The following is a 15,036-nucleotide window of genomic DNA, read 5'->3' on the forward strand; positions in this document are numbered from 1 at the left end:
TAGCCTTTTGTTCCTTTATTGCTCTTTGTTTCGCAACTTAAGGTTATAAAGGCAGGGCTATGTCATTTCAATTCACTATGTCATCTCATCTAGAAAGTCGAGCATCGCGTTTAATTTGCTCTTTAAGGTTACGTTCTGATTGGATGGTTCGCTCCAGAAAGTTCTTAACGCGAATACTTTTCTGCGCCAGTTGGTTATTATCACGTGTCGCGGCAATTAACCGTTTACTCAATTCACGGTTATGCTCAATTTCTGCCTGAACTAACGAATTATCTTGGATATGTAAATTTTTACCATCCTTAGTTTGTGCTTCTTTCGCGGTTTCTTCAGAAAGAATCAAACGCTTTCCACTCATCACATTTTGAATAAACTGAACATGACGTTCCAACTGCTCAATTTGGAGAATCGTATAATCCCGTTGCCGTTGTAAAAGTGTTTGTAACTGAGTATTCGCTTGTAGAGATTCTCTTTGATATTCATTTTGCTGCGTCAGGAAAAGTTGTTCTACTTGTAATAACTCTGTCCGAGTGAGACTCAATTCTGACTGCTCAGTCAAAGCATTATTGAGTTGGTTGCGGATCTGCTGCAATCTTTGCATATTACGGAATAGCACATTTTGCACGCGTTCTGGTTGAGTTTGCAGCCCAATCAACTGACTGTTGTAGCTGGCAAGATTTTCCTGTGCCCGCTGCAAGTTATACCATGTACTATTCAGTATCGATTCAAGTTGCTTTAAAGACTGTGTTTCCAGAGTCTGTCTATATGCGTCCTGCTGATCGTTATTTTTCAGATCCTCTAGTTCAGTCGTAACCTGATGTGATTTTTGTGGCACATTTTGCACATTTTTCCTAAGCAGATCGAAATCCAGTTTCAGTTGATCTATTTTGTCAAAGAAAGAAAGCGCCTTTTCCAAATCAGCTATCGATACCTTTTCTTCAACTGTATGTTCCTTACGTTCCGTCAGAATTTTAAGCTGATTTTGAATATTATTACGGGTTGGTACATCGCTGCCGGTAGCCGCATTGACCGAAAAAAAGAAAGGTGACAGGAGAAAAAACAGTATCGCGAAGAAACGTATAGCAGGGAATTTGTTACACAAACTCCCCTTATTGAGAAAAACACCCAAATATTGGTTAACTGAAACCATGAACTCATCTACTCATTATTTGCCACACCATTCACCAATGCCAGTTCGCTCGTTCCCCTGGCATCAGGGCTGGTTTTGCGCAATTTAACTTCAACACCTTGTGCTGTCAAAATTTCCAGCATTTGTTTTAAATTATAGCCTTCTTTAGGCGTTTGCCCGACCAAACCAGCGCCTGTTGCTTAGAATTTTAGTTCGCTGCGGGTTCCCTTCAAGATTCGTTTTCTTCAATGTTACGCAAATGATGGCTGTATTTAAGTGTGTCAATGAAACTATCCACCAAATGGGCGGATTGTTCTTGAATATTAAAACTGTCCGGTGAGAATGACCAGTTCTCAAATATCCCCGTCATCAATGCTCTCAACATGATGGCAGAACGTCTGAAATCAAGATCATAGGGCAGTTCTCCAGATTGAATACAAGCAAGTAACATTTTTTCAATCTTCTTGTAATCAGAAATACATATCTCCCTAATATCTTCTACTAGTGGAGATATTTCTCCAACAAATTCACATTTATGGAAAAAAATTTCCATTAATTGACGAATCTGAGAATCATCCCTCATCATTCTTAACACAGAAATTAATAAATATCTCAATGCAATAAGTGGATTATCAGGATATTTTGATTGATACTTTTTCTCTAGTTCGTCTATTTTATGCTCTGGCATTCTACAAACAACAGAAAGTAGATCTGTTTTATTTTTAAAGTGCCAGTAAATTGCTCCGCGCGTTACACCAGCGGCAGTTGCGATATCGGATAGCGAGGTAGCAGAAACTCCACGCTCAGAAAAGGTCTTTATCGCAGCATCTATGATTTGCTGACGAGTTTGATTTGCTTGCTGTTTAGTTTTTCGTGCCATTTTAGTGCCATAAACTTTGTTTTTGACGAAGGCTGATTTACATACATTCATGTATGTTTGTACTATAGCACCCATTAACCAACGAAGTAATGATTTCACTTGTTAGATTAGCGAATCAACATTGAAAAATTGAGGTTTACTTATGCGAAAGAACAGGGGAGTTTTGCCTCTGGCCACATTACTGGTAATTTCAGGCAGTTTCATTCTTTCAGGATGTGATGACAATAAAAATACACAGCAAGGAGCTGCTGGCCAGCATGTTCCTGAAGTGGGTATCGTAACGCTGAAGGCAGAACCTCTAACGGTCATCACAGAATTACCCGGCCGTACATCGGCTTATCGTGTTGCCGAGGTTCGTCCCCAAGTCGGCGGCATCATACTAAAACGTAATTATAAAGAAGGAAGTGATGTGGTTGCTGGTGAGTCGTTATACCAAATAGATCCCGCAACTTATCGAGCAGAATACAGTAAAGCCAAAGCAAGCTTAGCCAGAGCGCAAGCCAATGAGAATGTTTCCCGCTTAACCGTTGAACGTTATCAATCCTTGCTAGGCACACAATACGTGAGTAAGCAGGAATTTGATAAAGCAAATTCAGAATACGCTCAAGCAAAAGCAGATGTTCAGTCCTCTCAGGCTGCGTTGGAAAATGCCAGAATCAACTTGGCATATACCAAAGTAACCTCCCCTATTTCTGGGCGTGCGGGTAAGTCCACCGTCACAGAAGGAGCACTGGTTTCTGCCGGTCAGCCAACAGCTCTGACACTTGTTCAGCAGTTAGATCCTATTTATGTTGATATCACGCAATCAAGTGATGACTATCTGCGATTCAAAAATGAAATTGCAAAAGGAACCGTTCAAAAAGAGAGCAAGAAAACCAAAATCCGCCTAATCACTGACACCGGACAAGAATACAGTCAAGAAGGTTACCTTGAGTTTTCTGACGTAACGGTTGACGAAACAACAAGCTCCATCACTATGCGTGCCGTGTTCCCAAACCCGAATGAAGAATTACTGCCAGGTATGTTTGTGCGCACCAAGCTAGAAGAAGGTGTGCGCAAAAATGCGATCTTGGTTCCTCAGCAAGCTGTTACCAGAACACCTCGTGGTCAAGCAACCGCACTAATTGTAGATAAAGACAGCAAAGTAGAATTGCGCAATATCAACGCTACTCAGGCAATTGGTAATAAGTGGTTGGTGACAGAAGGTCTGAAAGCTGGAGATAGAGTAATCGTCACAGGATTGCAGAAAATAGCGCCGGGAATAACAGTCAAGCCAACGGAAACAGATTTGAATGCTAATCCTACGGCTAATCAAGCTGAGTCTGCAAAAAAGCCTCAATAAGGAGTCGGTGATTCATGCCTAAGTTTTTTATCGAACGGCCAATCTTTGCATGGGTAATTGCGATTATCACTATGCTATCTGGCTTGCTGGCAATCATGAAATTACCCGTGGAGCAATATCCCGCTATTGCACCACCTGTGATTTCCATTTCAGCAGCTTATCCAGGAGCGGATGCGACAACAGTGCAAAACACGGTAACACAGGTTATCGAACAAAACATGAACGGCATCGATAATCTCGTGTACATGTCTTCCAGCAGCGATTCTGCAGGACACATGAATATCATGCTGACCTTTGAAGCAGGCACCGATCCAGATATTGCACAAGTTCAGGTGCAAAATAAACTGCAATTGGCAATGCCGCTATTGCCTCAAGAAGTTCAGCAACAAGGTGTTCGTGTTGATAAAACCACCAGTTCATTTTTGATGGTAGCAGGTTTCATCTCTCAAGATGGTTCCATGACCCAAGATGATATCGCTGATTATATCGGGGGCAGCGTCAAAGATAACTTGAGCCGTGTTACGGGTGTGGGTGAAACAATGCTCTTCGGTACGCAGTACGCCATGCGTATCTGGCTTAACCCTGACAAATTGCTCAACTATAAAATCACTACTCAGGATGTTATCAGTGCAATTAAGGCGCAGAATAATCAGGTCGCAGCGGGGCAATTAGGAGGAACACCGCCAGTTCCAGGCCAGCGTTTAAATGCTTCGATCATCGCGCAAACTCGCCTGAATTCGGCAGAAGAATTTGGCAAAATTTTGCTGCGCATGAATCCCGATGGATCACAAATTCGCTTGCATGATGTCGCTACCATCCAATTAGGTGCGGAAAATTACAGTAGCATTGGTCGCTTCAATGGCAAACCGGCAGCAGGAATTGGTATCAAACTGGCAACTGATGCCAACGCCTTAAATACTTCCAAAGCCGTTAAAGAAGCACTGGCTGAGATGAAACCTTTCTTCCCGCATGGGTTAACTGTTGTCTATCCCTATGACACCACACCATTCGTTAAAATATCTATTTTCGAAGTGGTGAAAACATTGACAGAAGCTATTCTGTTAGTGTTTATCGTCATGTATTTGTTCCTGCAAAACTTCCGAGCTACCTTTATCCCAACGATTGCGGTTCCGGTTGTACTGCTTGGTACATTTGCCATTCTTGCTGCGTTTGGTTATTCCATCAATACATTGACCATGTTCGCGATGGTACTTGCCATAGGTCTGCTCGTGGATGATGCCATTGTTGTAGTGGAAAACGTCGAACGAATTATGCAGGAAGAGGGGCTATCACCGAAAGAAGCCACCAAAAAATCAATGGGGCAGATCCAAGGCGCTCTGGTCGGTATCGCACTGGTGCTTTCCGCTGTATTTGTACCAATGGCATTCTTCGGCGGCTCAACAGGCGCGATTTATCGCCAATTCTCAATCACGATCGTTTCAGCAATGATATTGTCGGTGCTGGTGGCATTAATCCTGACTCCAGCATTGTGTGCAACGATGCTCAAGCCTGTTGCCAAAGGCGGCCATGGAACTCACACCGGATTCTTTGGTTGGTTTAACAATCTGTTTGAAAAGAGCACGCATCATTATACTGATAGTATCGGCCGGATGTTACGTGGTACAGGGCGTTACTTGGTGATTTATGTCATGTTGATCGGTGGTATGGCCTGGATATTTAAGAATCTGCCATCCTCTTTCTTGCCAGAAGAAGACCAGGGGGTTTTACTGGCAATGGTCCAATTACCACCTGGCTCAACTCAGGAACAGACACAAAAAGTATTGAATGAGATCAATGACTATTTCTATACCAAAGAAAAAGATGTTGTTAAATCTGTATTTACAGTTAACGGCTTTGGTTTTAGTGGTCAAGGGCAAAATACTGGTCTGGCATTTATCAGCTTAAAAGATTGGGAACTACGCAAGGATTCGAAAGATAAGGTTCCGGCCATTGTTGCTCGAGCGAATGCGAATTTTGCTCAAATCAAGGAAGCTCTCGTCTTTGCGTTCAATATTCCTTCAATTGTGGAACTTGGCTCTGCCAGCGGATTTGACTTCCAATTGATTGATAAAGGGAATCTGGGGCATACAGCACTGACAGAAGCGCGTAATCAATTGCTTGGTATGGTTGCACAACACCCAGAAATGCTGACGAGTGTTCGCCCCAATGGGCAAAATGACACACAACAATATCGCGTTTATATCGATAAGGAAAAAGCAGAAGCTTTGGCTGTATCCACAACAAATATCAACTCAACCCTGAGCACGATGTTTGGCGGTGTTTACGTCAATGACTTTATCGACCGCGGTCGAGTCAAAAAAGTCTATATTCAAGCTGATGCCCCTTACCGCATGTTACCAAGCGATATCAGCAAGTTGTATGTTCGTAACTATCATGGGGAAATGGTGCCGTTTTCTGCATTCATAGATGCATCGAAAGAACCTTGGATTTATGGTTCACCACGTCTGGAACGCTACAACGGTCTTCCTTCTATGGAAATTGTGGGCGAAGCAGCACCTGGTCAAAGTACCGGTGACGCCATGGCTCTTATGGAGCAACTGGCATCACAATTACCGCCAGGAATTGGTTATGACTGGACCGGAATGTCTTATCAAGAACGTCTATCCGGTAATCAGGCTCCTGCTCTGTATGCGCTGTCATTGATTGTTGTATTCCTTTGTCTGGCAGCATTATATGAAAGCTGGTCTGTTCCGTTCTCAGTCATGCTAGTCGTCCCTCTGGGGGTTATCGGTGCATTACTGGCAACATCAATACGTGGACTGGACAACGACGTTTACTTTAAGGTGGGCTTATTGACGACCATCGGGTTGTCTGCGAAAAACGCCATCCTTATCGTCGAGTTCGCCAAGGATTTGATAGAAAAAGAAGGCAAGGGATTAATAGAAGCAACGCTTGAAGCAGCCAGAATGCGCTTACGCCCAATTCTGATGACTTCTTTAGCCTTCATGCTTGGTGTTATGCCTCTGGTATTGAGCAATGGTGCCGGTTCAGGTGCACAAAATGCTGTAGGAACGGGAGTATTGGGAGGAATGATCGCAGCTACATCGTTAGCAATTTATTTCGTCCCTGTATTTTTCGTTGTCATTAAGCGGCGGTTTACGAAAAAAAATGAGGAGCTTGAACACATTTCACCCCCTCACTAAGTTCAGTTATGTTAAAAAGGCCACTGATGTGGCCTTTTTAACGGGTAGAAACGCCTTCAAACAGCAAATTACAAGATGACAATATCTGCGTTAAAATTCATTCATAGTCTAATTAAAATAAATACTTATGAATAAAAAAGTCGGTTTAAAAGACACCATTTTCTGTTTTTTATAATAAATAGAAGATAAGTTGGTAACTTTCCTTGTTTTTCTCTTGATTACACCTTTAATGGTAAAAAGTGTTCCATCTCGATGGTGACATATGTAATAATGACGCTATATTGCTTTTGAAAGTCTCAATACAATCGCCTATAATGATTGCTGCTATTGCTACAGCATCTACTGTATTAGTATAATTTAATATATTTCACAGCATATGTGGATATGGCTATCCTTCATAGTAGAATGCTAGTGCTTGCCAGAAATGGGGCTTAGCCGGAATTTAGTGTTTTTGTCATAACTAAACGTAAATGAGCTATTGTTAAAAAACTAGTTAGCAGACAGGTAAAATAGAGTATTAACATTAATAAATAATAATCATGTTTTGATAGGCTCTATTCTAAAAGAATGACTATAATAATTAGCATGTATAAGCTTTAGTTCAAATAAGCTGTGAGTCGTTTACGGGGGTGATTATGGATGAATATTCACCAAGAAGATATGATATTGCTGAATTAAAATACTTATGCGAAAATTTAATTCATGAGGCTTTTTCCGTCCTGAATCGCACTGATAATCATTGGATTCACGACCTGACCTCTGAGAAAAGTTTAAAACTAAACGAATTGATTGAACACATTGCAGCTTTTGTTTGGAGCTTTAAAATTAAATACTCAGACAACCACGCGCTGAGCACCTTAATTGATGGCTATCTTGATGAAACATATAATTTGTTTGGAAGTGATAAGATAAGCTTTCTTGAGCTTACAAAATGGCAAAAAACAAACGAACACTTAACTAACGTTCTGTTACATGATTTGAACGCTTCTCTAAGTAAAATCTGATAAATATATTTCTAACTATTTTTCTATACCAAATAAGATAAGGCGATTATGACTAAAACTGACTATCTGATGCGTTTAAGAAAATGCACTTCTATTGAAACACTGGAACGCGTAATTGAAAAAAATAAATATGAGCTTTCGGAAGATGAACTTGAATTGTTCTACTCCGCAGCTGATCACCGTTTGGCTGAACTTACCATGAATAAACTCTATGATAAAATCCCATCATCTGTTTGGAAATTTGTCCGCTAAGCTGTAATGTTCAGATAGAAAGTGACTTGAGCCGGTAGCTATTATCGGCTGACAGTATAATCTTATGATGAACTTGGAATTGGTGAGGGCTCTGCCAGCTACATCCCGGCACACGCATCCCTTGCTATGGCTGCTTCTTTCCAGACCTGACCAAGTTAACAAGTTAGCATTGCGGGAGAACCAACAGAGCCCCCATTGATGTTAGCTTCAAATTTCGAAGCGGCGGCCATTATCTTCCAAACATTATGAAATAGCAAGGCAACTTCATTTGAATGCTGCTTTATTGTTCATGGCGTTGTAAAAAACATCAAAATTTTAATAAATTTACTTAACAGAATACCTTTAGCATTTTTTTCAAGCGATAACTCACAGTAGACGAACAGCAAGCAGGTGCAACGATAGATATATTTAATAACACTAATGAATCATCGCCACATAATTTCACAACTTCAACCTACGTTAAATAACAATTTCCCTACCCTTAGCATTTAAAATAAAAATAATTATATGCCAATCCAACTGCAAGTTGCAGCTTGTAAATCAATGCGATTGTTTATCTCTCCCCGTGTAGCGGGGGAGATATAAGACGCATCTTGAAAGGCGTTTGGTATATACCATTCTAACTTCAAGGTGCGTGTGATGTCTCCCCATGAAGCAGGAAGACATCAAGTTTCATATAGTGTTATAAATTGCAACTTGAAGTTTAATGTGCATACAAATAAAAAGATAAACCTACAAAACAATACATTCGCATTATTTGATAAACATTGATGAAATTAACAGTGATAATTCACATCTAAAATAAAAACTCATGGATAATTTTATTTACAACTTAATCCATTTATTTTCAAATAAATAAAAACTTACTATCCATAATCTTTCATTTATACCAATCTAACTTCAAGATGCGTGTGATTTTTCCCCACGAAGCGCGGGAGACATCAAGTTTCATATAGTGTTGTAAATTGCAACTTGAAGTTTAATGCGTATATATTTTTCAAATGCTCTAAGAGTAAAGGCACGTTATGAGTCAAGCATTACAAAACTTAATTAACTTGATACATTTAGAAAAAATAGAAGAAGGTATTTACCGAGGACAAAGTGAAGACTTAGGATTTCCTCAAGTTTTCGGTGGTCAAGTCATAGGCCAGGCGCTATATGCAGCAAAACAAACCGTTGCGGATGATAGAATGATCCACTCCTTTCATAGCTATTTTCTACGTCCAGGTGATAGCCATAAGCCCATCATTTACGATATTGAAGTATTGCGTGATGGAAAAAGTTTCAGTGCCCGCCGCGTCAGCGCAATACAAAATGGTCATCCTATCTTCTACATGACCGCGTCCTTTCAAGGACATGAAGAAAGTTTTGAACACCAAAATACTATGCCCCTGGTCCCTTCTCCCGAAGAGTTAGATTCCCAAGACGAAATTGTAAAAAAAATGGCTAGCTCACTCCCGGCAAAATTTAAAAAAGTTTTTTCCACGCCCCCCTTGGAGATGAAATTCGTTCCTCTTCAGAACCTACCTAATCATTCATCCCCAGTCCCTATGCGTTATGTTTGGTTCCGTAGCAACGGAAAAATGCCAGAAGATCCCGTCATTCATCATTGTTTGCTGGGCTATGCGTCAGATTTCAATTTCCTACCCACGGCACTACAACCCCATGGCGTAAAGTTCATGGCGGAAAATATGCAAATAGCCACGATTGATCACTCAATGTGGTATCACCGTCCTTTCAATATGGATGACTGGTTACTCTATTCAATCGAAAGCCCATCAGCATCAGGAGCGCGTGGTTTTGTCCGTGGGCATATCTATAACCGTGCGGGCGTGCTTATTGCTTCTGCGGTTCAGGAGGGCGTAATCCGTAAGTTATGATGAATTCGTATGCCGTAATCAACTTTTCTGTTATTACGGCATACCTATTTGCAAATAGAGAAAAGTGCTCAGTTATAAGCACTTTCACCATGGGAAGTAATATCAAGTCCTTCTCTTTCTGACTCAAGATTAATACGTAGCCCAACCAACTTATCAGCGATCTTAAATGAAATATAAGCCGCTATTGATGACCAAACTATACAGACCAATATACTAATTGCCTGAATACCGAGCTGTCTTAGCACTGTCATTCCTTCAGCAAATCCTGTTCCACCTAAAGCGGATGCAGTAAAAACACTGGTCAACAAACAACCAACAATGCCGCATACTCCATGTACCCCAAACACATCACAAACATCATCAATACGTAGCCATTTCTTCAGTATGACGACTCCCCATAAGCCAGCAATACCTGCAATCAATCCCATCACCAATGCACCACCGATACCAACTGTTGCAGCAGCAGGCGTAATGACCACCAAACCCGAAATACACCCGGAACATGCTCCTAAAAGCGAAGGTTTCTGACGAAATAACCACTCACAGAAAACCCATGACAACACGGCTCCCGCCGTTGCTGCCACCGTATTCACTAGGGCCAGCGCCGAAATAGCATTTACTTCACCAGCGGACCCCACATTAAAACCAAACCATCCAATATAAAGGATCGCTGTTCCAATAAAAGTCATTGGCAGGTTATGAGGTTTAAATGCTTCCCGCCCAAAGCCTGAGCGCTTCCCAAGTAAGTAAGCACCAACCAAGCCTGCTGCTGCCGCATTAATATGAACAACAGTCCCGCCAGCAAAATCCAAGGCTCCATCCTGAGCAAGCCAGCCGCCACCCCATACCATATGCGCCATAGGGATATAAGATGCTGTCAGCCATAACACACTAAAAATCAGCAATGCAGAAAAACGAATTCTTTCACATAACGCGCCTACCACCAAAGCAACAGTAATACACGCAAATGCACCTTGGAAAACAACATGAATTAACTGATAAAAATTACCAGTTAGATCAGTTATGGATATATTTTTTAACATAACCTGACTAAAGCCACCCCAAAAAGAGTTGCCCGTCTCAAAGGTCATACTGTATCCATAAATAATCCAAAGCACACAAACCAATGAAAAACTGACAATCACCTGTGACATTAGTGACAACACATTTTTGCTGCGTAGTAATCCCCCATAAAATAGGGCAATGCCAGGTATTGTCATAAAAAGTACAAGTATCGTATTGATTAGCATAAATACCGTGTCTGCTTTATTGGGATTACTTTCCGCAGCAATCGCAAACGAAGGAAAACTGGCTGCAATACACGCCATAGATAAAAATTTATTCTTCATTTTTCCTCCCTTATTTACAGTGCTGCATCATTCGTTTCACCCGTCCTGATCCGGACGGCATGTTGCAATTCAAAGAGAAAGATTTTTCCATCCCCCATTTTTCCGGTGAAAGCCGTCTGCTGAACAACATGGATAATTTCTTCAACTCGTTCATCATTGGTAGCAATATCAATCTTAACTTTAGGCAAAAAATTAACGTTGTATTCAGCCCCCCGATAAAGTTCGGAATGACCTTTTTGACGTCCAAATCCCTTTACTTCTGTTATAGTCATACCTTGTATACCTATATCAGCAAGTGCTTCCCGCACTTCCTCCAGCTTAAATGGCTTTATGATGATGGTGATAAGTTTCATATTTCCCCCGTTTTTCACTACGTTAGTACAAGGGAATATGTGCAAGGGATATGCCAAAAGTTAAAAAGGATGTTTAATCAGCTTGTTACCGAAAAACATCTTTAAAGAAGGAATAAAAAAGGGAACAGAAAATACATCTGCTCCCTATACGCAGTCTAAATATGCACGCTAAACGTGCACTGTTTCATTCAACGTCTCGCCAACTTGCTGGAGTTGGTACATTTGGTAATAGCGTCCACGCTTTTCCAATAGCTGTTGGTGCTGACCTTGCTCCACAATTGCACCACGATGCAGCACTAATATAGAATCAGCCTCAGTAATGGTTGAAAGCCGATGAGCAATCACCACCAATGTCGTCTGTTTGCGGATCATTCTCAGCGCTTTCTGTACTGATTGTTCTGTCCCAGAGTCAATATTCGCGGTTGCTTCATCCAAAATAAGGATCTGTGGCGTTTGCACTAAAACTCTAGCCATGGCTAACAGCTGTTTTTGGCCGGCTGAAAGTGTATTCCCTTGTTCTCCCAAAACGAAATTCAAACCATCGGGTAAATGACGAACAAAGTCAGCTAATTGAACTAATTCCAACACTTCCCATATTTTCTCTTCACTGATATCTCGACCTAACGTGATATTGTTGAAGAATGAAGCGGCCAAAACAACAGGATCTTGCTGCACCATTGCCACTCCATTACGCAGCACTGAGTGAGAAAGCGAAGATATGGAACGCCTGTCAAGATAGATCTCACCGTTTTGCCACGGATAGTATCCCATAATCAAATTAGCTAAAGTGCTTTTTCCGCTTCCTGTATGCCCAACCAAGGCCACAAACCCATGTGGAGGAACATGCAAGTTAATATCGCTTAAGACAATTTTGTCATCGCGATATGCAAAATTTAAGTTTTCGATATCAATTCTGCCACTTTCTAACGCCCGCAAATCATTGCCATATTGCTGTTGTGGACTATCCATCAATTCGAAAACACGTTCTCCTGAAACCACAGCTTGCTGCAATACCGATTGCTGTGAAGTTAACTCAATCAGTGGTTCATTTAATCGCCCAAGATAGTTAATAAAGGCATACAGTACACCAACGCCAATAACCTCAGTGCCTTTGACACCAAACAATAAGAGCAAACCACACAATATGGTGGCAGAAAAGAAACTCAATAATGGCCTTAATAAGATGCCATCTAACCGTAAAGCCTGCATACGAGCCTGATAATGTGCTCGATTGGTAGCCAACATTTTCTCGCCAAAACGAGCTTGCTGGCGGAACTGCTGAATCACACTCATTCCATTGATGGCTTCATTGAAACCATCATTAATGTCAGCCAGATAACCGCGAACCCGCCTAATTATCGGGGTACTCAGGCGCTGGTAGATCATCATGACAAGAAAAACTGCCGGAAATATTACGATCGCAACACATGCCATACGCCAATTTAAAACAAACATAGCTATCAGCATGGCGCCAATTAGTGCAGCACAGCGAAATACCATTGGAATCACATTAACAAACAGATCCTTAATGACTTCAGTATCATTTGTTACGCGGGAGATCAGTTGTCCAACGGGTTGATTATCAAAAGCGCTTAATGGTTGACGTAATGCTGAATCCATCACATCAGTACGAAGCTTCTGCACCACACCCACAGATGCCTGATTAAAAAGTAATGTTTGGTAGTAGTGTAAAGCAGCAGCAATAAACTGCAAAATCAAGAAGATGGCAGCAAGCCCACCGACAATATCGAGCGGTAAATTTCCCGTTGCCACCATATTGTCGATAAAATAGCTTACAAGCAGGGGGCCACTTACCTCTGCCAATGCAGCAATCCACAACATCAATACAGCAATGAACATCGGTTTGCGGTAGTTTTTGCCGTAAGAAAGCAAGCGCTTTAATGACGGCCATAGCTTACCTATATGAGTTTTAGTCATTTTCTCCACCCAATGCAGCTTCTAGTTGTTGGTAATGATACATATCGGAATACCAACCTGATTGGGTGATAAGCTGTTTATGCTGGCCGTGTTGTATAACTGAGCCATGTTGCATAACCAAAATATTATCGGCTTCCGTTAATGCCGACAGCCGATGCGCACTGATAATAACAGTGCGCTGTTGCCGCCATTGGCTAAGATTTTTCATAATCTGGTGTTCCGTATGACCATCAACGGCTGATAGGGCATCATCAAGGATTAAAATCTCCGTCTCTAGCAACAAAGCCCTGGCAATGGATATACGCTGTTTTTGCCCCCCGGAAAGCATCACACCGCGTTCTCCAACTTCCGTTTGATAACCTTGGGGCAATCGCAAAATATCATCATGTACACTTGCTAAACGAGCGACTTCTTCTATTTGCTCTTGAGTTGCATCGGGTCGCCCCAACGCAATATTACCGGCAACCGTATCCGAAAACAGGAAAGGAGTTTGGCTGACAATAGCCAATCGTGAACGCCACTCTTCCATTCGAAGCGCAGAGATATTTGTTGACTGGAAAAGAATAGCTCCATCGGTTACATCAAACTGCCGTTGCAACAAAGCCAATAAAGTGCTCTTCCCTGCCCCTGTTGATCCACAAAGTCCCAATAACTGACCAGGCTCTAGTTGGAAATGAATATTTTCCAAAACAGGTTTATCACTTTGGGGATAGATAAATACGTTGATATTTGCCTGCAAACGTCCCCGCTCTGAAGACAAAGACAACACACCATCTTCGGTTACCAGTGGTTCCTGCAACAAACTGCGGATACGTGTATAAGCAGCACTTCCTCTCTCAACAATGTTGAACATCCATGCCAATGCCAACATAGGCCAGATCATCAATCCCAGATACATGACAAAACTGGTCAGTTCACCAAGTGTCATAGAACCATTCACTACCATCCAACTCCCTCCGCCGACCGCTAAGAGGTTTGAAACAGTAATAGCAATGAAAATAGTAGGGTCAAAACGCGCATCTACACGCGCAACATGCATATTCTTACGCCCAGCTTCAATAGCAACTTCTTCGAACTGATTAGATTGCAGTTTTTCCAATCCAAACGCTTTTATCATGCGGATACTCGTCAAACTTTCCTGCGCATGGTTATTCAGTACAGAGAATGCGCCTTGCGCAGATTTAAAACGATGATGAAGCTGATCACCATAATGCTTAATCGCCAAGGCCATAATGGGCATCGGCGCGAGGGATAACAAAGTTAATTGCCAACTTATTTCCACGCTCATGACAATTAGGACAGAACATCCCATGACTAAAGCATCAACCAAAGTAAGGACTCCCTCACCTGCGGCAAAAACAACTCTGTCAACATCATTTGTTGCGCGCGCCATGAGATCGCCTGTTCTATGACGCAAATAAAATTCAGGGTTCTGACTACTCAGACGCTTGTAGAAGTCACCACGCAGCTTAATAGCTAGCCGATAGGAAGCACCGAATAACCATACACGCCAAACATATCGCAGGCCATAGATAACCAAGGCAATGAACAGCATGAACCCCAACAACATGAAGAGCTGACGGAAGGTCATTGTCTTTGTGCTAATGCCATCAACGATAATCCCAACTAAGTGGGGAGGAATGAGTTGCAGCACCGCAATCAAAACGAGAAAAATGACAGCCCCCAGATAACTCCGCCATTCACGAATAAAATACCAGCTTAATTGTGAAAATAATCTCACACACCTA

The 15,036-nt window shown here is 41.7% G+C and carries 12 protein-coding genes and 1 other RNA gene; 5 read left to right on the forward strand and 8 right to left on the reverse strand.

What is annotated here, in order from left to right:
- Positions 1-85 precede the first annotated feature (85 nt).
- From IQ211_RS07815 to acrR, 3 genes are read right to left on the reverse strand one after another with little or no spacing between them, the layout of a single operon-like run.
- A complete protein-coding gene (locus IQ211_RS07815; protein ID WP_189759787.1) occupies positions 86-1,147 on the reverse strand; it encodes a hypothetical protein in 1,062 nt (353 codons plus the stop codon).
- Between the two features lie 8 nt (positions 1,148-1,155).
- Positions 1,156-1,311 (reverse strand): hypothetical protein, encoded by a 156-nt coding sequence (locus IQ211_RS20075; protein ID WP_189759788.1) that lies wholly within the window; start codon positions 1,309-1,311, stop codon positions 1,156-1,158.
- 44 nt (positions 1,312-1,355) lie between these two features.
- Positions 1,356-2,006 carry a multidrug efflux transporter transcriptional repressor AcrR gene (gene acrR / locus IQ211_RS07825; protein WP_189759789.1) on the reverse strand — a complete coding sequence of 217 codons (651 nt, stop codon included), beginning with the start codon at positions 2,004-2,006 and terminating at the stop codon, positions 1,356-1,358.
- A 142-nt stretch (positions 2,007-2,148) separates the two neighbouring features.
- On the opposite strand from acrR, the gene IQ211_RS07830 reads away from it, so the two are divergent.
- The 4 genes from IQ211_RS07830 to IQ211_RS07845 all read left to right on the forward strand — a co-directional run bounded on the left by IQ211_RS07830 (position 2,149) and on the right by IQ211_RS07845 (position 7,768).
- Positions 2,149-3,348, forward strand: a complete 1,200-nt coding sequence (locus IQ211_RS07830) for an efflux RND transporter periplasmic adaptor subunit (RefSeq protein ID WP_189759790.1) — start codon at positions 2,149-2,151, stop codon at positions 3,346-3,348.
- A gap of 14 nt (positions 3,349-3,362) precedes the next feature.
- Positions 3,363-6,512, forward strand: coding sequence for an efflux RND transporter permease subunit (locus IQ211_RS07835; RefSeq protein WP_189759791.1), 3,150 nt, complete (start codon positions 3,363-3,365; stop codon positions 6,510-6,512).
- Positions 6,513-7,147: 635 nt separating this feature from the next.
- Positions 7,148-7,516, forward strand: coding sequence for an Hha toxicity modulator TomB (gene tomB / locus IQ211_RS07840; RefSeq protein WP_189759792.1), 369 nt, complete (start codon positions 7,148-7,150; stop codon positions 7,514-7,516).
- A gap of 48 nt (positions 7,517-7,564) precedes the next feature.
- Complete coding sequence (locus tag IQ211_RS07845; protein ID WP_047766794.1) at positions 7,565-7,768, forward strand: HHA domain-containing protein; 204 nt, start codon at positions 7,565-7,567, stop codon at positions 7,766-7,768.
- A gap of 89 nt (positions 7,769-7,857) precedes the next feature.
- On the opposite strand, the gene ffs is transcribed toward IQ211_RS07845, so the two are convergent.
- Positions 7,858-7,954: signal recognition particle sRNA small type (gene ffs / locus IQ211_RS07850), an RNA gene on the reverse strand.
- Positions 7,955-8,793: 839 nt separating this feature from the next.
- Here ffs and tesB point away from each other — a divergent pair.
- Positions 8,794-9,648 (forward strand): acyl-CoA thioesterase II, encoded by an 855-nt coding sequence (gene tesB, locus IQ211_RS07855; RefSeq protein WP_189759793.1) that lies wholly within the window; start codon positions 8,794-8,796, stop codon positions 9,646-9,648.
- Between the two features lie 68 nt (positions 9,649-9,716).
- Here tesB and amtB read toward each other — a convergent pair whose 3' ends face one another.
- The 4 genes from amtB to IQ211_RS07875 all read right to left on the reverse strand — a co-directional run bounded on the left by amtB (position 9,717) and on the right by IQ211_RS07875 (position 15,029).
- Positions 9,717-10,997, reverse strand: a complete 1,281-nt coding sequence (gene amtB / locus IQ211_RS07860; RefSeq protein WP_189759794.1) for an ammonium transporter AmtB — start codon at positions 10,995-10,997, stop codon at positions 9,717-9,719.
- Between the two features lie 14 nt (positions 10,998-11,011).
- On the reverse strand, positions 11,012-11,350 hold the full coding sequence (gene glnK, locus IQ211_RS07865) for a P-II family nitrogen regulator (protein ID WP_047766799.1): 339 nt from the start codon (positions 11,348-11,350) through the stop codon (positions 11,012-11,014).
- 168 nt (positions 11,351-11,518) lie between these two features.
- On the reverse strand, positions 11,519-13,288 hold the full coding sequence (locus tag IQ211_RS07870; RefSeq protein WP_189759795.1) for a SmdB family multidrug efflux ABC transporter permease/ATP-binding protein: 1,770 nt from the start codon (positions 13,286-13,288) through the stop codon (positions 11,519-11,521).
- Entirely contained in the window at positions 13,281-15,029 is a 1,749-nt protein-coding gene (locus tag IQ211_RS07875) for a SmdA family multidrug ABC transporter permease/ATP-binding protein (protein ID WP_189759796.1), read from the reverse strand. The genes IQ211_RS07870 and IQ211_RS07875 overlap by 8 nt, the downstream gene beginning before the upstream one ends.
- Positions 15,030-15,036: the final 7 nt, after the last annotated feature.

It is taken from the genome of Xenorhabdus griffiniae (genome assembly GCF_015163655.1).
GTDB classification, from domain to species: domain Bacteria; phylum Pseudomonadota; class Gammaproteobacteria; order Enterobacterales; family Enterobacteriaceae; genus Xenorhabdus; species Xenorhabdus griffiniae.

Excerpts from the sequence above, each read along its gene's own strand:
- amtB (WP_189759794.1), bottom strand. The coding sequence starts at position 10,997 with ATGAAGAATAAATTTTTATCTATGGCGTGTATTGCAGCCAGTTTTCCT.
- tomB (WP_189759792.1), top strand. The coding sequence starts at position 7,148 with ATGGATGAATATTCACCAAGAAGATATGATATTGCTGAATTAAAATAC.
- acrR (WP_189759789.1), bottom strand. The coding sequence starts at position 2,006 with ATGGCACGAAAAACTAAACAGCAAGCAAATCAAACTCGTCAGCAAATC.
- IQ211_RS07845 (WP_047766794.1), top strand. The coding sequence starts at position 7,565 with ATGACTAAAACTGACTATCTGATGCGTTTAAGAAAATGCACTTCTATT.
- IQ211_RS07870 (WP_189759795.1), bottom strand. The coding sequence starts at position 13,288 with ATGACTAAAACTCATATAGGTAAGCTATGGCCGTCATTAAAGCGCTTG.
- IQ211_RS07815 (WP_189759787.1), bottom strand. The coding sequence starts at position 1,147 with ATGGTTTCAGTTAACCAATATTTGGGTGTTTTTCTCAATAAGGGGAGT.
- glnK (WP_047766799.1), bottom strand. The coding sequence starts at position 11,350 with ATGAAACTTATCACCATCATCATAAAGCCATTTAAGCTGGAGGAAGTG.
- IQ211_RS07830 (WP_189759790.1), top strand. The coding sequence starts at position 2,149 with ATGCGAAAGAACAGGGGAGTTTTGCCTCTGGCCACATTACTGGTAATT.
- tesB (WP_189759793.1), top strand. The coding sequence starts at position 8,794 with ATGAGTCAAGCATTACAAAACTTAATTAACTTGATACATTTAGAAAAA.
- IQ211_RS07835 (WP_189759791.1), top strand. The coding sequence starts at position 3,363 with ATGCCTAAGTTTTTTATCGAACGGCCAATCTTTGCATGGGTAATTGCG.